This is a genomic window from Arenimonas aestuarii (assembly GCF_054781715.1).
The window spans coordinates 1,623,131-1,640,407 of record NZ_BAAGTW010000004.1; the positions used below are offsets into that span (position 1 = coordinate 1,623,131).

Here is a 17,277-nt window from a genome sequence, read left to right on the forward strand (position 1 = left end):
AGGAAGCCCCGCGGGCCCGGTCATCCGGGCCCGTTTTGTTTGGAGGCCAGTTTTGCGTAGGCCGCACGCACCTCATGCACCCCGTACGCTCGTTCGAGCCGGCGCACGATGAAATGCCCGCGCGCCACCGACTGGAAATGACCGATGAAGATCAGGTTGAGCGTGGCGCCGGTGGCGGCGCCGATCAGGGGCGCGGCCTGGGCCAGCGCCTTTTGCGTCACCGGGATCGAAAAGCGGCTGGCGATCCCGTTCACCAGCTGCACCAGCGCCGGCGCGCCGCCGGTGCCCATGCCGCCGGCCACGTAGCGCGTGGCGGCGGTGACCTGCTGCGCCAGCGCTGCACGCGTGGCGAAGTAGCCCGACTCGGCGCCGTCGTCGTCGCTGCGGGGGCCGCCCAGGGCCAGCACTTCCAGGCAGGCCATGCGGGTGGCCGGGTCGTCCGCGGATTCACCTTCGCTGCGGGCGATGTCGGTGATCGAGCGCAACATGGCGGCGGTGGTGATGGGCAGTTCCACCAGCAGGCCCGGCAGCCCGAAAAAGCCGCCGACGGCGCCGGTGCCGAATACCGCGAATTTGTGCAGGCGCGGGCTGGCGGTATGCCCCGGCGAGGGCTCGCGCAGCGTGCGCCGGGCCGCGTCGAAGGCCGTCTCCACGGCTTTGCGTGCGGCGCGGTCGACCAGGCGCGCGGCCGGCCCCGGCAGGCGCGCCATCAGGCCTTCGATGGGGGCGCCGATGACGTTGGCCAGCTGCATGGCCAGGCCGGGGGATTCGAGCAGCCGGCGCGCTTCGGCCAGTTCAACCTGCGCCTCGGGCGGCAGCGGGCGGAGGATTTGTGTCATCGGTGGGGCGTCATGGACGGAAGCTGCCCATGGCCTCGATCTTGGCGGTGATGAAGATTTCCGTCGAATACGCCGGTTGCCCCGCGGCACCGGGCTGGGCCGGGTCGCGCGGCAGCGGTGGCAGGTCGAAAGGCGGTACTACCCTGCCATGCCTGGACAGGGCCAGGGGCTGGCGAATCACGGTGGCTATGGCCGCGCCATCCACTTCGACCGGATCAAACCGCAGGCTGCGGATCTTGTCCTCCAGGCGCCGCGGCAGGCCGGACGGCAAACGCCCGTCCATGGACTTCACTTCGATGGCCCGGGTGCGTCCATCGCCGGTTACCTCGAACGTCAGCAGTACCCGCACCGGCTTCGTCGGCGGCACGATGCCACGCACGAAAAAGGGGGTGTACGGGCGCGGCCCGAGGTAGGGTGATTCAAGGACCACGGCGTAGCTTTCCCCACGCGGTTCGAGGCGAAGTTTGGCCCGCAGCCAGCTACGCGAGGGCCGGCCTTCGCCCTGCGACACCGCAGGCTCGAAGCGCGTGGCGCGCACCAGTGCGTCCGCCGGCTCCTTCAGGGCATCGGGCAGTTTGTAGTCCGGATCGAATTCAAACCCGGTGACCTCGCCATGCCCGGAAAGCGCAACCCAGCCGGCGATCCAGAGGACCCGATCGCCCGCGCCCTCCCCCCCGCCATCTTCCGCGCCTGCCCCGGGCACCCCGCAGAGGCAAAGCACGCCGAACAGAAGCAGGGCGAACGCGGACCTCATGGGCGTGTCACGCGAGCAGGTCAACGTCATCATCCGGGGCCTGGTCGGCAAGGCGCGTGAGTTCTTCCTCGTCCGGGACCTCGCCGGCGTCCCAATCGGCGACGACGGCGCGGGCACGTTCGAGCTCGTCGTCCGGCACCAGCACCTGCACCACGCCAATGGCCGGCAATTCGCCGGCGGCACCCAGCAGCCCGGCGCCCGATACCCGTGCCGGGATGCCGGCGCTGTGCAGCAGGTCGCAGACCAACTGGGCGTCCATGAGGTTCTGGGCGTCGTAGGCGGTTTTCATGCCTGTGACTCTAGGTCAATCAGGCCGGCTTGCCCATGCCATCGGGCCGGGAAAGCGACGCAAACGCGATACGCGCCCGGTGCTGGTAGCCGATGCGTTCATACAAGGCCAGCGCGCGGTCATTGGCCGGGCTGACGTGCAGGAAGGGCACCAGGCCATGGCGCAGCAGGTCGTTCGACAGCAGGGCCATCAGCCGGCGTGAATAGCCGCGGCCCAGGAAATCGGGATGGGTGCAGACCGCGCTGACTTCGCGGTGGCCGGGCGGGCCCATTCGCTCGCCGGCGATGGCCGCCAGGCGGCCCTGCTGGTAGATGCCGAAATAGCGGCCCAGCCGGGTGGCCTGCGGGCGGAAGTAATGCGGGTAGACCAGCGCCACCAGTTCAAGGATATCGGCGTGGTGGGCGTCGCCAAGTTCGATGACCTCCGGACCCTCGACTTCCGCCAGCGGCTCCGGACAGGCCATCTGCACCAGGGCGGCCTGGGGCTCGAAAATCCAGCCGACCGGCGGCGTCGCCATCTTTCCCAGCATCAGCACCGTATCGCCCGGCGGCACCAGTGCGTGCAGGGCCTCCGGGTCGTCATGCCCGGCATCCGGGACTCCTAGGAAGGGTGCGATTTCAGATGGGTAACGAAGCACCCCACCCTGCTGCAGCGCCAGCGGACGATGGCGATGGGCCAGTGATTCGAAGACCGGGTTGTCGAGCGGGTGTGGCATGCGGCGCAAAGATTACACCGACGGCGTGCCGATCAACCGCAGGCACTTCGAATGGCATCGCCATGCTGGCGCAGTCCGTCGTGGGTCACCTGACTAAGGGGTTGTTGGCGATAGCGGCGGTCTGCGTCCCGCGCGGCCTGGCAGGCGACAGAGTCTTCCTTGCGCACCCTCTGGCGTGACCAGCCTGAGCTGCCCTGGCCGGCGTTGGACTGGCTGGCGGAAGGCGCCAATTGCCCGGTTCGTGCGGTCCGGGTCGGTTCCCGCTCTGGGGTGACGGGACGCCGCCAGTCCTGTCGGCTCCCGGCGGGGCACGGCGCTGACTGGAAGCTGGTGTGGCCCGAAGCATCAGTGCACTTGTGCAGCCAGTTGCCCACGGGTGCCGGGCGAGGCCCTGCCGCTTGTGCCGGAGGCGCCACCGGAGCGACAAACGGCGCTGGCTTGGCTGACCGGGGTACCTGTTCCGCAAGTGGGCGCCCCGTGGATACAGCGACATACGCGGCGGCACCCAGAATGGCTACGGCGCCGGCAATACCAAGTACACGCGCGAACGGTGGCTCGACCGGCTGCAGTCGGCCGCGGGGGTCACGACGCAATTCTGGCTTCGCGAACAATGCAAAGGCGGCGGTGAGTACCGCGATGACGATAAATGCGAGTGCCACGCCGCGCTCGCCGCGCCCGATCATGATGCCGGCGATCGCGAGGTCCACGAATGCCAAGCCCAGCAACAGCCCGAAACTCTTCATCCATACCCCCGTACTTCCTGGGAGGCTAAACGGCGGAAGCGGAAGCGTCGACCCGCGAATTTCTCGCAGGCCATGGTTGTTCAGGCACCCACCAGGCTCATCGGCTGGCAGACCGCGCGCTGCTGCATGTCCACCAGCGGCGGTTCGCCGTCGACGTCCACGTCCAGGGACGTCAGACGCTCCAGCATCTGGTCGGCGATGGCGGTGAGCAGCAGGTTGGCGTTGCGGGCACTGGCGATTTCCTCGCGCAGGCGCCAGCGGCGTGACCCGTCCACGGTGCCTTCCGGGGTCTGCAGCGTTTGCAGGCGGGCCCAGTTGGCCTGCTCCTGCTTCGACAGCAGGGCGAACTCTTCCATGCCCTGGTAGATCTCGCCGTATACCTGTGCCTGCCGTGGACCCTGGTGGCGCGAAAGCAGTTCGGGCGCGCCACCGCGCCAGCCGCTGCGGCTGGAGAACAGATAGGGCGTGCGGCCGACCGCTTCCACCGCGGGCAGCGGGTCTTGAAGCGAAAGATGGGCTTCCAGATCCTGCAGCCGCTGCACGACGCAGGGCGAGGCCGCCAGGCGAGGGCGCAGCACCACGGCAAAGTCGCGCAGTTCCTCTTGCATGGCCAGCAGGGTGTCGTCGGCACGCTGCGCCTCCTGCCAGTCCGACAGCCATTGCTCCAGCGCCAGCGCCACCAGGACGCCCAGCATCACCACCAGGAATTCGCGCACCAGGCCGCGCCCCCTTTGGGTCCGCGCGTACGGATTGGCATTCATGTTTGCTCCCCAGCCCTGTCTGTCACGAGTCTACCGCGCCCGCTGGGCGGTCACGGTTGCAAGGCAGGCGTCGCGCCGGACCCGCGGCGTCAGGAGTCGGCGTTTTTCGCAGCTGCGGGTTTCAGGCTCGCCAGGCGAATGCCGTCGTCGTTGGCGGTGCGGCCGGTGGCGGCTGGCGAGTCGGCCTTGATCTTGTCGCAGGTGATCGGGCGGTTCGCCGGGCAGAAGGTGACCGGCACGTGCCAGGAGGTGGCGACCGGCGCGCCTTCGACCTCTTCGATCATCGGCTTCCAGTGCTGCATCACCTTCATGACTTCGGCGACGTAGTCATCGCGAAAGGCCTGCGAATCTTCCAGCTTGCGAGCCCCCTTCCACAGCGAAATCGCCGCCAGGCCAGAACGATCCATGTCCACGCTGCCGTCGGCATTGAGCTCGATGCGCATCACCAGGTGGGCGCCGTAGCCGCGCTGCGCCGCGCGCGTGGGATAGACCGGCGGGTGCAGGACGGGCGTGGCCGCCTCCACCTTGAGCGCCCTGGCGGAAACGCTGTCGTCGCCCTGGGGCTCGAAGCGCATCTGCACGACCACGTGGGTGCGGCTCGCCGCTGCGCGGCCGTTGACCCGGGCCGGCTCGAACTCGACGTCACCCGTGGCGCTTTCAGCCACCGATGCAAGCGACTTCGGCAGATCGCCCACCGCTTCTGCGCCGACGACGCTGCCGGTGGTGTCCACGTCCACGCGCACGACCACGGGGCGCTCGAAGGGGCGGTCGGCGGCCACGGCGGGCAGCGCCAGCAGGAGGGCGAAGAGGCCGGTAAGCAGTCGGGTCATCGGGCTTTCCTTGCGGGGGGCAAGGTTTGGACTCTATGCGACCCGCGGCAAGCCAACCAGACAAGCAGGCGCGACAATTTCGCAGTCAGTCAGCGAACTGAACCTGCGCGTCGAAAATGTGCAGCATCACTACACGGGGGCAAGCACTGCTGACCACGGCCTTGCGACTCAGGCCTGTTTGCCCGCCGTGTCGAAGAGGTTGAACACAGGGACGTTGGCTTCGATCTCATGCGGGTCGTCGTCGAGGGCGACGCTGAAGCCGTCGTCGTCGTTCTCTTCCGGCATGGTTTGCCAGTCGTGGACGAGCTGGCGCGCCTCGCTGGCTTCGTCGTCCTCGACGACCACGCGGACCTGCCGGGTCGCGGGCACGCCCCCTTCGGGATCGGCCACGTTCGGACCAAAGATGTGCGCGGCGATGCCGGCGCTGACCAGCAGGTCCTGGACCAGCTGGGCGTCGAGATCGTTCTCGGCTACATAGATCGGCGTCATGCCGGTCCCTCTTGAGAGTGGGTCCGGGTTCACATTTCGGGGTTAAAATCCCCTTCAAACTGTGAACTGGTTCACACTTTTTAGCGTTTTCGGGCAGATGGTGTCCTGGGGCTGACCAACGGGGCGTTTCGTGTCGGCGACCTCGCCGTATCCTCGACGACACAGGCTCCAGACCAAGGAGCAAACAGGGGAAACGACCAGGATGTCGACGCTCAAGGCCATCAATGCGCAGGTCACCGGCTCGCAGGAAAGTCCCGATGCCATCCCGCTGACGCTCAAGCCGGGCGATGTCGTGCACGTCCGGCACGCCCACCCGGATCGCGACGGTTATGTCTGGGCCGAAGACGGGCAGCTCAGCGCTGGCTGGATGCCGCTGGACCTGGTCGACATGAATTCAGGCACGCCCAAGGCCAAGCGTGAGTACTGCAGCGCCGAACTGACGGTTGAACCGGGCGACAGTGTCCGCCTCATCTGGGAAGACCCCGCGCACGGGGCCTGCTGGTGCGAAGACCGGCACAGCGAGCGCGGCTGGATCCGCAACGAGCACCTGAGCTTCGAAAAGCCCCAAGCCTGATCCGGATCAACGGGTCGCGGTAACCCCGGCGACGGGTGCATCGGAGCCCGCCTGCGCGCGGCTCGGGAACGCATGCCGCAGGATGCGCCAGACCACCTGGCCGAACTGCCGGGGCAGTGAGCCGGTGTTGTAGTGCTGGCCATGGCGCGCGCAGATGGCGCGCACTTCAATCGCCATCGCGGCATAGCGGTTGGCCGGCACGTCCGGGAAGAAGTGGTGTTCGATCTGGTGGCTCAGATTGCCCGACATCAGGTTCAGCAACCGGCCGCCGGCGAGGTTGGACGAACCGCGCAGTTGACGCAGGTACCAGGCGCCGCGGCTCTCGTTGCGCACCGACTCGCGGCTGAAGGTTTCGGCATCGGCGGTGAAATGGCCGCAGAAGATGATCAGCCAGGTCCACAGGTTGCGCAGCACGTTGGCGATCACGTTGCCCACCAGCACCGTCAGGAAGAAGGGACCGGCCAGCAGCGGGAAGAACACGTAGTCCTTGAGGACCTGGCGGCCCATCTTGCGACCGACCGGACGAAATTCGCGCAGCACGTCCCGGGCCTTGGTCTTGCCGGCGAACCAGCGACCCAGGCGCAGGTCCTGGATGGCGATGCCCCACTCGAACAGGATGGCGAACACCACGGCCACCAGCGGCTGCGCCAGGTAGAACGGCCGCCAGCGCTGCTCGGGGAAGATGCGCAGCAGGCCGTAGCCGATGTCGTCGTCCATGCCGCGCACGTTGGTCCAGGTGTGGTGGCGGAAGTTGTGGGTCTTGCGCCAGTTGTCGCTGGTTCCGGCGATATCCCATTCGTAGGTCTTGCCGTTGAGCGTCGGGTCGTTCATCCAGTCGAACTGGCCGTGGATGACGTTGTGGCCCAGCTCCATGTTTTCCAGGATCTTCGACAGCGCCAACGACAGCACGCCCAGGCTACCGGCGATCCACAGCACGGGCGTGTAGAACGCACCGGCGATGGCCGCGACCATCAGCAGCACGCGGCCGGTCAGACCGAGGTAACGCACGGCCCCGTATACGGCGCGGATGTAGTCGGCATCGGCCTGGCCGATGGTGGCGACGGTGCGCGCGCGCAGGGCGTCGAGCTCGGCGGCGAAATCGTCGAGTTCGGCGGGGCTCAGGGGGCGGTTGCGGGGCGTGGCGTTCATGGCGTCAGAGGTCCAGGACGAGGTCGCTGCGGGCGCTGCTGACGCAAAGGCGCAGAGCAGACACCGGTTCGTGCTCCTCGTCGCCCGTCAGCAGGTGGCGGGTGCTGCCGGCGGACTTTCCGCAGGCGCAGGTGTTGCAGAGGCCGCGGCGGCAGCCGGCCGCTGGCGACAGGCCGGCAGCCTCGAGCGCCTCGAGCAGCGGCTTGCCGCGGGCGACCTGGAGCTTGCGGCCGCTGCGTGCAAGCGTGAGCTCGACGCTGCCAGCCTCGGTGTCGTGGTGCACCGGCGGGGAGAAGGACTCGGCCGCGAAGCTGGCGGTGCGGTCGGCCAGCAGATCGCGCGCGGTGGCGACGAAGCCGGTGGGCCCGCAGGCGAGCACGTGTGTGGTTTTGTCCCGCCACGGTGCGAGCTGGTCGGCGTTGAGGCGACCCTCCGCCTCGTCCTGGTCCAGCGCCTGGTCGCGCGTCAGCGCGAAGCGGACCTGCAGCGCCGGATTCGCGGCGGCGATCGCCCGCAGCTCATCGACAAAGCAGCGCTGCCCGCGCGTGCGGGTGAAATACAGCAGCGTCGTCGGCGCCGGGTTCGGCTGCATGGCCAAGGACGCGAAGATCGCCATCATCGGCGTGATGCCGCTGCCAGCGGCGAGCAGCAGACGCGGCGCGCCGTCGTCGGCCGGGAACGCCAGCTCGCCGAAGGCATCACCGATCGCCAGCACATCGCCGACGCGGGCGACGTCGCGAAGGTGGGTGCTGACCTTGCCGCCGTTGATCGCCTTCACGGTGATGCGGAAGCTGCCATCCGGACCGGCCAACGCGCTGGGGCTATAGCTGCGCGTGACCCGGCGGCCGTCGATCTCGACACCCAGGTTCAGGTGCTGCCCCGGGGCGAAGCCGCGGAAATGGCGATTGGGCTTGAGCACCAGGCTGACGGCGTCCGAGGCAGCCGGCTCCCGCGCCACGATCCGGGCGAGCGGGCGGTTCCAGGTCCAGGTCGAGGACAGGCGCGAGGCCCAGAAGTCGAACAGGGCCGGCGAGAACAGCGGCGCACGGCAGCGGCGCCCGGGGGACCGGGCAACTGCCGGGCCGGGACGGGGATCGGTGTGCATGGACGGGATTATACATATCCGCATACACGTGTCTATACATGTGTATATACCCGGACAGCTATGATGCAGGCCCGCCCCGCCCCGGCCCGCCCGTGTCGCCCCAAGACTCCCCAGCCACCGCCGATCCGCACCCCGCCCGACGCACCGCGATTACGCAAGGCGACCTGCTCGACGCCGCCCTGCGCCTGATCGGCCCGCATCGCAGCGTCTCGAGCCTGAGCCTGCGCGAGGTGGCGCGCGAGGCGGGCATCGCTCCGAACAGCTTCTACCGCCAGTTCCGCGACATCGACGAACTCGCCGTGGCCCTGATTGATGTCGCCGGCCAGTCCCTGCGCAAGATCGTGGGCGCCGCCCGCCATCGCGCGGAAACCGAGCGCGGCGTGGTGCGCGGCTCGGTCGAAGCGTTCATGGAGCAGGTGCGCGCCGACGACAAGCTGCTGCACGTGCTGCTGCGCGAAGGCACCGTGGGTTCCGACGCCTTCAAGCGCGCCGTCGATCGCGAACTGAGTTTCTTCGAAGACGAACTGCAGGCCGACCTCGTGCGCTTCGGCGAACTGCGCAATCAACCCCTGGCCGAACCCGCGCTCGCCGCCCGCGCCATCACCCGCCTGGCCTTCGCCATGGGCGCCACCGCCCTGGACCTGCCACCCGAGCGCGATGCCGAACTCATCGACCAGCTCACGACGATGGTGCGGATGATCCTGGTGGGGGCCCGGAGCCTGACGAAGTAGGCAGCTCCCGCGCAGCACGGCCACCAGAATCAACCCGGTGATCAACAAGCTACTGGGCAAAGGCACCAGCGACTGAAAAAAAGGGAGCCTCACGGCTCCCTTTTTTGGTCTGGGCGTCAGTCACTCAACCGCACTTGGAGTAGCCGCAGTTAAGGCAGGTCGCGCAGCCGTCCATCAGCACGGTGGCCTTGGTGTTGCACTTGTTGCACATGGTCGCGCTGGGCGGGAACGAAGTGCCCTCGCCGGTGACCTGCACCGCCTCGTCGGCGCGCGCGGCGCCTTCGGTGCCGGTGCCGGCGGGGGCAGCAGCTTCGCCCGACTTCTTCTTGGCCCGCGCTTCAAACGCAGCGCGCTTCTCGGCGATCAGTCGCTTCTGCTCCTCGCCCAGTTCCGGGTCGAGGATCATGCCGATGGACTTGAGGTGCTCTTCGACCACCGAGCCGATTTCGGCGACGATCGAGGGCATGTACACGCCGCCGGCCTTGAAATAGCCACCGCGCGGATCGAACACCGCTTTCATCTCGTCCACCAGGAACGTGACGTCGCCACCCTTGCGGAACACGGCGCTCATGATGCGGGTCAGCGCCACGATCCACTGGAAGTGGTCCATGTTCTTGGAGTTGATGAAGACCTCGAACGGCCGGCGCAGCTCGTGCTCGGTGCCCGGGTTGAGCACGATGTCGTTGATCGTCACGTACATGGCGTGCTCGACCAGCGGCGACTTGATCTTGTAGGTCGAGCCGATGAGCACGTCGGGGCGCTCGACCTTCTCGTGCATCTGGATGATGTTCGATTCAGGCTCCGGCACGGCCACGGGAGCGGCGACGGGGGCAACGCTGGCCTTGGCCTTGTCTTCCGGCTTCTGGACGGCGTATCCCTTGATTTTCTTGCTGATCTTGATGGCCATGCTGGTTTCTTTCCGCTTATGCAGTTCTGTGGTTTCTTGCCCGGAGCCCCCCGCCGCCGGGCGGCGGGGGGACGGGGTACGACAATCGGGACAGCCGCTAGGTTTTAGCGCTTCCTGGCAACCTTTCGGGCCGTCTTCTTGCGGGCCGCCTTTTTCGCGGCGACCTTCCTCTTGGCCGTGGTCTTCCTGGCCACTGCCTTCTTCTTCACGGCGACCTTTTTCGCCGCGACCTTGCGCTTGGCCGTCGTCTTCTTGGCGGCGGCCTTTTTCTTCACCGCCACCTTCTTGCCGGCGACCTTGCGCTTGGCCGTCGTCTTCTTCGCGGCGACCTTCTTCTTCACGGCCACCTTCTTGCCGGCGACCTTGCGCTTGGCCGTGGTCTTCTTGGCAGCGGCCTTCTTCTTAGGCGCAGCCTTCTTGGCTGCAGCCTTCTTCTTCGGGGCAGCCTTCTTCTTTGGCGCCGCCTTCTTGCCACCAACCTTGGCCTCGACCGCTTTTACCGCGGCGCTCACCTTCTTCTTCGCGCCCTTGACGGCCTTCTTGACCGCCTTGCCGGCATCGGACTTCTCGGCCTTCTTCACCTGCGCCTTGGCCTTCTTGATCACCGGGGCCGCCTTCTTCTTCGCCGCCTTCATCGCCGCTTCGGCCTTGTGGGCGATGGCGTCGCCGATTTCGTGCGCTTTGTCGCTGACGCTTCCAGCGGCACTGGACAGGGCCGCCGTGACTCCGTTGCCATTACTCATACCGCTCTCCTCGTCTACGAAAACCGCGGCGGGGCGCCGCGGGGCTTACCTCAGAACTTGCCGTAATACCCTTCTTTGAGGGCATCGAACAAGTTGGCCGCGGTATGCAGCTCGCCGTCGTATTCGATTTCCTCGTTGCCCTTGGCCTCGACCACGGTGCCGTCCTCGAGTTCGAAGCGGTAGGTGGTGTTTTCCAGGTCGGTTTCCTTCACCAGCACGCCCTGGAAGGCGGCCGGGTTGAACCGGAAGGTCGTGCAGCCCTTCAGGCCCTGCTTGTGGGCGTAAAGGTAGATGTCCTTGAAGTCCTCGTACGGGTAGTCCGTCGGGACGTTGGCGGTCTTGGAAATGGACGAATCGATCCACTTCTGCGACGCCGCCTGGATATCGACGTGCGCCTTGGGCGTGATGTCGTCGGCCGAGATGAAATAGTCCGGCAGGCGGGTCTTTTCATCGGTGCTGAACGGCATCGCCTCGGGGTTGACCAGGGTGCGGTAGGCCAGCAGCTCGAAGCTGTAGACCTCGACCTTTTCCTTGGACTTCTTGCCTTCGCGGATGACGTTGCGGCTGTAGTGGTGGGCGAAGCTGGGCTCGATGCCGTTGGACGCGTTGTTCGCCAGCGACAGCGAAATCGTGCCGGTCGGCGCAATCGAGCTGTGGTGGGTGAAGCGCGCGCCGGTTTCGGACAGTTCCTTCACCAGCTCCGGAGCCACACCGGACACGCGCTGCATGTAGCGCGAATAAAGCGCGTGCAGCTGCCGGCCCTTGATGGTCTGGCCCAGCTTCCAGCCGTCCTTCTTCATTTCCGGGCGCTTGCGCAGCATCTCGGCGGTGACGGTGAAGTCCTCGTCCATGATCGGCGCGGCACCCTTTTCCTTCGCCAGGCTCAGCGCGACTTCCCAGCCGGCCAGGGCCATTTCGCGGCTCACTTCCTCGGTGAACTTCACCGAATCGGGCTCGCCGTACTTCATGCGCAGCATGGTGACGGTGCTGCCCAGGCCCAGGAAGCCCATGCCGTGGCGGCGCTTGCGCATGATTTCCTGGCGCTGCTGTTCAAGCGGCAGGCCGTTGACCTCGACCACGTTGTCGAGCATGCGGGTGAATACACGCACGACTTCCTTGTACTCGTCCCAGTCGAAGCTGGCCTTGTCGGTGAACGGGTCGCGGACGAACTTGGTGAGGTTCACCGACCCGAGCAGGCAGGCGCCGTAGGGCGGCAGCGGCTGCTCGCCGCAGGGGTTGGTGGCGCGGATGGTTTCGCACCACCAGTTGTTGTTCATTTCGTTGACGCGGTCGATCAGGATGAAACCCGGCTCGGCGAAGTCGTAGGTGGACGCCATGATGCGGTTCCACAGCTGCTGCGCGCGGATGTGGCCGTAGATCTTGCAGGCCACCAGGCCGTCTTCGCGGCTGACGTAGTTCTCCGAGTGCGGCCAGTCGCGCCAGACCACCTGCTTGGGGTCGTTGACGTCGACGTCGCCCTTTTCCTTGATGTTCACCGGGAACACCAGCGGCCAGTCGGTGTCGGCCTCGACGGCCTGGATGAACTCGTCGGTGACCAGCAGCGAGAGGTTGAACTGGCGCAGGCGGCCGTCCTCGCGCTTGGCGCCGATGAATTCCTTCACGTCCGGGTGGGCGACGTCGAAGGTGCCCATCTGGGCACCACGGCGACCGCCGGCCGACGAGACGGTGAAACACATCTTGTCGTAGATATCCATGAACGACAGCGGGCCCGAGGTGTAGGCGCCGGCGCCGGACACGTAGGCGCCGCGCGGGCGCAGGGTCGAGAACTCGTAGCCGATGCCGCAGCCGGCCTTGAGCGTCAGGCCGGCCTCGTGGACCTTGCCCAGGATGTCGTCCATCGAGTCGGTGATGGTGCCCGACACGGTGCAGTTGATCGTGCTGGTGGCCGGCTTGTGCTCGAGCGCGCCGGCGTTGGACGTGATGCGGCCGGCCGGGATGGCCCCGCGGCGCAGCGCCCAGAGGAAGCGCTCGTACCAGTACTTGCGCTTCTCGGCAGTGGGCTCGGCATCGGACAGGGCCCGGGCCACGCGCTGGTAGGTGTGGTCGATGGTGGCATCCACCGGTTCGCCACGCTTGGTCTTCAGGCGGTACTTCTTGTCCCAGATGTCCTGGGATGCCGGCTGCATTTCGATTTCCTGCGCCGCTTTGCTCTTTACCGCCTCCAGGCGAACCGTGCTCATAAGTCCTTTCTTCCTCCCGGGGCGCCCCCTCGGGAAGGGCGCCTTATGTCTACGTTCTTATCGGGTCCAGCCGGCCCGGGATCCGGGGGAAGCGTCACCCGCCCGCGGGACCTTGCCCCGTGGCTTGTGTGATGTCCGTTCCGGTTTCCGCATGCCGTCTCGCCTTCGCGTCGTACTTGCTTGCCACCCCGCGCCTTCAACCCAAGGCCTTGGGGCCGCCCCCCGCTGCCAAACACAAGATGTAGTGGCAACGGTAGGCAAAACTACCCCTGCCCGGAGGGGCTGTCAACCGCCCGGCAAACCGGAAACCAGGAGGGAAACTCCAATCCCATCAAGCATTTCCACCTTTGACCTGTGGCTGTCCTGAAATTCTCTCGATCCACGTTCGGGCCGCCTCCGGACAGACGGCCCGACCCCCCGGATTGCCCCGGCCACCCCTTGTCCAGCCGCCGTTTGGACGCACTCTGGTATGAATCGCGGGCTGTCCGACCCGCCCCGGAGACCTGCCTGATGCGTTTGCCCACCGTCGCCGCCCTCCTTGTCGCCGCCCTCGCCGGGGCCGGGGCCGCCCACTGGCTGGCCCAGCCGGCCCCGCCCGCGCCGGCCGCCGATCCGGCAGCGCCCAGCCGCGGCGACCAGGCCCTGGAACGCGCCGCCGAGCTGGCCCTGCCGCGCGCGGCCCACGCCGCCCTGCCGGTCGAGGTGGACGGGGTCGCCCTGCCCTCGCTGGCGCCGATGCTCGAGCAGGTGACCCCGGCGGTGGTGAACATCTACAGCCGCCAGGTCATCCGCGTCCGCAACCCGCTGGCCGAACTGTTCGGCATGCCGGGCATGCCCGAGCAGCGCAGCCAGCAGTCCCTGGGCTCCGGGGTCATCGTCGATGCCGAACGCGGCCTGGTGCTGACCAACCACCACGTCATCGAAAACGCCGACGAAGTCTCGGTGACCCTGGCCGACGGCCGCACCTTCGAGGCTGAATTCATCGGCTCGGACCCGGACACGGACGTGGCCGTCATCCGCATCCCCGCCGAAGAACTGGTGGCCCTCACGCTGGCCGACTCGAGCAGCCTGCGGGTCGGCGACTTCGTGGTCGCCGTGGGCAACCCCTTCGGCCTGGGCCAGACGGTCACCAGCGGCATCGTCTCGGCCGTGGGCCGCAGCGGCCTGCAGGGCATGGGCTACCAGAACTTCATCCAGACCGATGCGTCGATCAACCCGGGCAACTCCGGCGGCGCGCTGGTCAACCTGCGCGGTGAACTGGTCGGCATCAACACCGCCAGCTTCAACCCGCGCGGCAGCGCCGCCGGCAACATCGGCCTGGGTTTCGCCATCCCCGCCAACCTGGCCGACGAGGTCAAGCGCCAGCTGCTTGCCTACGGCGAAGTGCGCCGCGGCAGCCTCGGCCTCGACAGCGAGGACCTGAGCCCGCGCCTGGCCGAACAGCTGGGTCTGCCGGCCAACCAGCGCGGCGCCGTAGTCAGCCGCGTCTATCGCGGCAGCCCCGCCGAAGCCGCCGGCGTGCGCCCGGGCGACGTGGTGGTGGCCGCCAACGGCACCCGCGTCGACAGCGCCCAGGCCCTGCGCAACCTCGAGGGCCTGCTGCCGGTGGACGAACAGGTCCGCCTGGACCTGATGCGCGAGGATCGCCGGCTCAGCGTGCAGGCCGTGCTCAAGGCGCGCACCACCGAAATCGACGGTGCCGAGATCGACCCGCGCCTGGCCGGCGCCACCCTGGCCGAACTGCCCGAACGTTTCCGCCAGCGTGGCTGGTACGGCGTGGTCGCCAGCAAGGTCGACGCCGACAGCCGCGCCGCCCGCAGTGGCCTGCGGCCCGGCGACTACATCCTGGGCGTCAACCAGCGCCGCGTGGACGACCTGCAGGCCTTCCGCGACCGCATGCAGGACCCGCCGCGGGCCCTTCAGCTGGACGTGCGCCGGGGCGGCCGCACCGGCTACCTGCGCATGGAGTAGAGCCGCGCCGCGAGCGGCATACGGTGTAAGGTGAACACGTCGTCATCCTGTCGTCCTGGAGGAGCCCCCCATGAGTCCTGCGCAGCAAGCAAACGCCCGCCATATCGACCAGGCCAGGGAAAACCTGGGTGAGGCCCGCGAGGCCCTCAAGTCCGGCGTCGACGAGGCCCTGGAGGCCGGCGCCGCCGCCGCGTCCGAAGCGCGCGCCGAAATCAACGAACAGCTTGAAGGCCTGATGGAACAGGGTCGCGGCATGCTCAACCAGGCCGAAGACCTGATCCGCAGCAAGCCGCTGGCGTCCTTCGGCGTCGCCTTCGCCGCCGGCTACCTGATCGCCGCGCTGACGCGCCGCAAGTAAAGCCACGCCATGACCGACGCGGATCCGCGCGCCGGCGAAGGCGCAGGCAAGCTCGGCGACGATGCCCATGCGGTGCTTTCCGCCGCCCGCGACACCGCCAGCGCCTATGCCGGCACGCTGCAGGCACTGCGCCAGCTGTTCCTGGCCGAGGTCGGGCTGGCCCGCCACGCGCTGACCCAGGCCATGGTGCTGCTGATGCTGGCGACCGTGATGGTGGCCACCACCTGGGGCCTGCTGACGGCCCTCATCGTCGCCGGCATCCGCGCCACCGGCGCGTCCTGGTTGCTGGCGATTTCGGTGCCTCTGGTGTTGAGCGCACTCATCGGCGCGGCCGCCGCCTGGCGCGCCCATGGTTTGATGCGGCACCTGGATTTCGAGGCCACCCGCCGGCAGGTCAAGCTGGGCCTCAAGGGCCTGCCCTCCGACCCGCCGCCGACCAGCGATGAAGGGCCCCCGCCGTGAAGCTGCGCGAACGCCTGGCCGCCGTGCACGCGGCCGAAACGCACTGCGTCGAGCGCCGGCTGCAGATCGGCGATTCGCGTGAACGCCTGCGCCACGAATTGCACCGCAGCGCCACGCCGGCGCGCATCCTGGTCTCGGGCGTCGCCATGGGCTTCGCGGTCGGCCTGAAGGAACCCAAGGGCGCGCACCAGTCCCTGGCCGGCAAGGTGCTCGGCGGCCCGGTGTTTTCCATGGTGCTCGAGGCGGTGCTGCCGGGCCTGCTGGCGGGCATCACGGCCGCTGCCGGCCTGCAGTCGGCCGAAGAAGACGAGATGGCCGAAGACATCAGCGAAGAAGACGCCGAGGCCCAGGCGCAGGCCGAGGCAGAAGCCGAAGCCGCCGCAGCGGAAGCGGCCGAGGCCGAACAAGCCGCTGAACGAGCGGCGGTGAAAGCCGCCGCGGCCAAGAAGGCGCGGGCCGCGAAGGCCGCAAGGGCACGCCGTGGCACGGCGTAGGCGCCCACGCGGCGGCGGCGGGTCCGGCACCGGGCCAGACACCGGGTCGCGGGCGGCAACGCCGTCTTTACCGGCCGACTCCAATCAAGACTCCAGACCCGGCGCCGGTCCCGGGCCGGCGCAGCGGCGCGCCCAGGCGCGGCCGATGTGGCTGCTGGTCATCGCGGCGCTGCTCTACACCTGCTACCTGGCCAGCAGCCTGATCCTGCCGATCGTGCTGGCGGGCTTCTTCGCGCTGCTGCTGGCCCCGCTGATGCGGCGTGCGCCGCTGCGCTGGCTGCCGCGCGCGGTGTCGGCGGCGCTGCTGGTGGCGGCGCTGCTGGGAACCATCGGCGCCGTGGGCACCTTCCTGGCGGCGCCGGCGGCCGACTGGGTGCGCAAGGTGCCCTTCGTGATGCGCGATGCAGCACCCAAGCTGCAGCAGATGATCGAACCCTTCAACCAGGCCAATCGCGCCCGCGAGTCCCTGGGCAGCCTGACCAAGGAGCCGGACACGGGCAACGGATCGGTGGTGGTGCGACCGCCACAGCCGGACCTGATCGAAGCCATTCCCGGCGTCGTCGGCCCGATCCTGGCGGTGATCCTGCTGACCTTCAGTTTCCTGGTGTTCGGCGACGACGTGCTGCGCAAGTTGCTCGACCTGAGGCCGACGCGGGCGCAAAAGAAGCTCACGGCCGGCATCGTGCAGCAGATCCAGTCCGACCTGTCGCGCTACATGCTCACCATCACCGCCACCAGCTCGGTCCTGGGCCTGGCCACCCTCACCTGGCTGTGGTGGTTGGGCGTGCCGGACCCCCTGCTGTGGGGCGTGCTGGCGGTCGGACTCAACCTCACGCCGATCGTCGGGCCGCTGGTGATGTTCCTGCTGCTGTCGATGGTCGGGCTGTCGCAGTTCGACACCCTCGGTGCGGCCATGCTGCCGGCCGCCGGCTACATCGCGCTCAATGCCCTGGAAAGCCAGCTGCTGACGCCGATGGTGCTGGGCCGCACGATGAGCCTCAATCCACTGGCGATCATCCTGTGGCTGATGCTCTGGGGCTGGCTGTGGGGCGTGCCCGGGCTGCTGGTGGCGGTGCCGATGCTGGTGTGCCTGAAAATCGTCGCCGACCAGGTCGAGGACTGGAAGGGCTGGTCGCGGCTGCTGGAGTGACGCCGGCTTCAC

Annotated in this window: 19 protein-coding genes; 7 read left to right on the top strand and 12 right to left on the bottom strand. The window is 68.0% G+C overall.

Translation table 11 applies throughout. From position 1 onward, the window contains the following. Positions 1 to 20 precede the first annotated feature (20 nt). The 7 genes from ACYVJH_RS08605 to ACYVJH_RS08635 all read right to left on the bottom strand — a co-directional run bounded on the left by ACYVJH_RS08605 (position 21) and on the right by ACYVJH_RS08635 (position 5,420). The gene (locus tag ACYVJH_RS08605) at positions 21 to 839 is read right to left on the bottom strand and encodes an EcsC family protein (RefSeq protein WP_460454199.1); all 819 of its coding nucleotides are present in this window, start codon (positions 837 to 839) and stop codon (positions 21 to 23) included. Between the two features lie 10 nt (positions 840 to 849). Next, on the bottom strand, positions 850 to 1,593 hold the full coding sequence (locus tag ACYVJH_RS08610) for a hypothetical protein (RefSeq protein ID WP_460454200.1): 744 nt from the start codon (positions 1,591 to 1,593) through the stop codon (positions 850 to 852). 7 nt (positions 1,594 to 1,600) lie between these two features. Continuing rightward, positions 1,601 to 1,882: a putative signal transducing protein gene (locus ACYVJH_RS08615; RefSeq protein ID WP_460454201.1), complete on the bottom strand. Its 282-nt coding sequence runs from the start codon at positions 1,880 to 1,882 to the stop codon at positions 1,601 to 1,603. 19 nt (positions 1,883 to 1,901) lie between these two features. After that, on the bottom strand, positions 1,902 to 2,597 hold the full coding sequence (locus ACYVJH_RS08620) for a GNAT family N-acetyltransferase (RefSeq protein WP_460454202.1): 696 nt from the start codon (positions 2,595 to 2,597) through the stop codon (positions 1,902 to 1,904). Positions 2,598 to 3,420: 823 nt separating this feature from the next. Further along, positions 3,421 to 4,101, bottom strand: coding sequence for a hypothetical protein (locus tag ACYVJH_RS08625; RefSeq protein WP_460454203.1), 681 nt, complete (start codon positions 4,099 to 4,101; stop codon positions 3,421 to 3,423). A gap of 89 nt (positions 4,102 to 4,190) precedes the next feature. Beyond that, the gene (locus ACYVJH_RS08630) at positions 4,191 to 4,931 is read right to left on the bottom strand and encodes an energy transducer TonB (protein WP_460454204.1); all 741 of its coding nucleotides are present in this window, start codon (positions 4,929 to 4,931) and stop codon (positions 4,191 to 4,193) included. A 168-nt stretch (positions 4,932 to 5,099) separates the two neighbouring features. Then, positions 5,100 to 5,420, bottom strand: coding sequence for a putative signal transducing protein (locus ACYVJH_RS08635; protein ID WP_460454205.1), 321 nt, complete (start codon positions 5,418 to 5,420; stop codon positions 5,100 to 5,102). A 202-nt stretch (positions 5,421 to 5,622) separates the two neighbouring features. Here ACYVJH_RS08635 and ACYVJH_RS08640 point away from each other — a divergent pair, with 202 nt between their 5' ends. Continuing rightward, a complete protein-coding gene (locus ACYVJH_RS08640) occupies positions 5,623 to 5,994 on the top strand; it encodes an SH3 domain-containing protein (protein WP_460454206.1) in 372 nt (123 codons plus the stop codon). Between the two features lie 6 nt (positions 5,995 to 6,000). On the opposite strand, the gene ACYVJH_RS08645 is transcribed toward ACYVJH_RS08640, so the two are convergent. Continuing rightward, positions 6,001 to 7,143, bottom strand: coding sequence for a fatty acid desaturase family protein (locus ACYVJH_RS08645; RefSeq protein WP_460454207.1), 1,143 nt, complete (start codon positions 7,141 to 7,143; stop codon positions 6,001 to 6,003). A 4-nt stretch (positions 7,144 to 7,147) separates the two neighbouring features. Next, complete coding sequence (locus ACYVJH_RS08650) at positions 7,148 to 8,248, bottom strand: ferredoxin reductase (protein WP_460454208.1); 1,101 nt, start codon at positions 8,246 to 8,248, stop codon at positions 7,148 to 7,150. Between the two features lie 92 nt (positions 8,249 to 8,340). On the opposite strand from ACYVJH_RS08650, the gene fabR reads away from it, so the two are divergent. After that, positions 8,341 to 8,979, top strand: coding sequence for an HTH-type transcriptional repressor FabR (gene fabR / locus ACYVJH_RS08655; protein ID WP_460454209.1), 639 nt, complete (start codon positions 8,341 to 8,343; stop codon positions 8,977 to 8,979). A 124-nt stretch (positions 8,980 to 9,103) separates the two neighbouring features. Here fabR and ACYVJH_RS08660 read toward each other — a convergent pair whose 3' ends face one another. The 3 genes from ACYVJH_RS08660 to ACYVJH_RS08670 all read right to left on the bottom strand — a co-directional run bounded on the left by ACYVJH_RS08660 (position 9,104) and on the right by ACYVJH_RS08670 (position 12,830). Then, positions 9,104 to 9,886 (bottom strand): TSCPD domain-containing protein, encoded by a 783-nt coding sequence (locus ACYVJH_RS08660; RefSeq protein WP_460454210.1) that lies wholly within the window; start codon positions 9,884 to 9,886, stop codon positions 9,104 to 9,106. A gap of 104 nt (positions 9,887 to 9,990) precedes the next feature. Further along, positions 9,991 to 10,629 carry a hypothetical protein gene (locus tag ACYVJH_RS08665; protein WP_460454211.1) on the bottom strand — a complete coding sequence of 213 codons (639 nt, stop codon included), beginning with the start codon at positions 10,627 to 10,629 and terminating at the stop codon, positions 9,991 to 9,993. 50 nt (positions 10,630 to 10,679) lie between these two features. After that, a complete protein-coding gene (locus ACYVJH_RS08670; protein ID WP_460454212.1) occupies positions 10,680 to 12,830 on the bottom strand; it encodes an adenosylcobalamin-dependent ribonucleoside-diphosphate reductase in 2,151 nt (716 codons plus the stop codon). A 507-nt stretch (positions 12,831 to 13,337) separates the two neighbouring features. Between ACYVJH_RS08670 and ACYVJH_RS08675 the strand changes: the two genes are divergently transcribed. From ACYVJH_RS08675 to ACYVJH_RS08695, 5 genes are all read left to right on the top strand, one after another. Further along, positions 13,338 to 14,801, top strand: coding sequence for a Do family serine endopeptidase (locus ACYVJH_RS08675; protein ID WP_460454284.1), 1,464 nt, complete (start codon positions 13,338 to 13,340; stop codon positions 14,799 to 14,801). Between the two features lie 70 nt (positions 14,802 to 14,871). Beyond that, complete coding sequence (locus tag ACYVJH_RS08680) at positions 14,872 to 15,159, top strand: hypothetical protein (protein WP_460454213.1); 288 nt, start codon at positions 14,872 to 14,874, stop codon at positions 15,157 to 15,159. 9 nt (positions 15,160 to 15,168) lie between these two features. Further along, entirely contained in the window at positions 15,169 to 15,621 is a 453-nt protein-coding gene (locus tag ACYVJH_RS08685) for a hypothetical protein (RefSeq protein ID WP_460454214.1), read from the top strand. After that, positions 15,618 to 16,115 carry a hypothetical protein gene (locus tag ACYVJH_RS08690; protein ID WP_460454215.1) on the top strand — a complete coding sequence of 166 codons (498 nt, stop codon included), beginning with the start codon at positions 15,618 to 15,620 and terminating at the stop codon, positions 16,113 to 16,115. The genes ACYVJH_RS08685 and ACYVJH_RS08690 overlap by 4 nt, the downstream gene beginning before the upstream one ends. Positions 16,116 to 16,260: 145 nt before the next feature. Beyond that, a complete protein-coding gene (locus ACYVJH_RS08695; RefSeq protein ID WP_460454216.1) occupies positions 16,261 to 17,265 on the top strand; it encodes an AI-2E family transporter in 1,005 nt (334 codons plus the stop codon). The last annotated feature ends 12 nt before the right edge of the window (positions 17,266 to 17,277 follow it).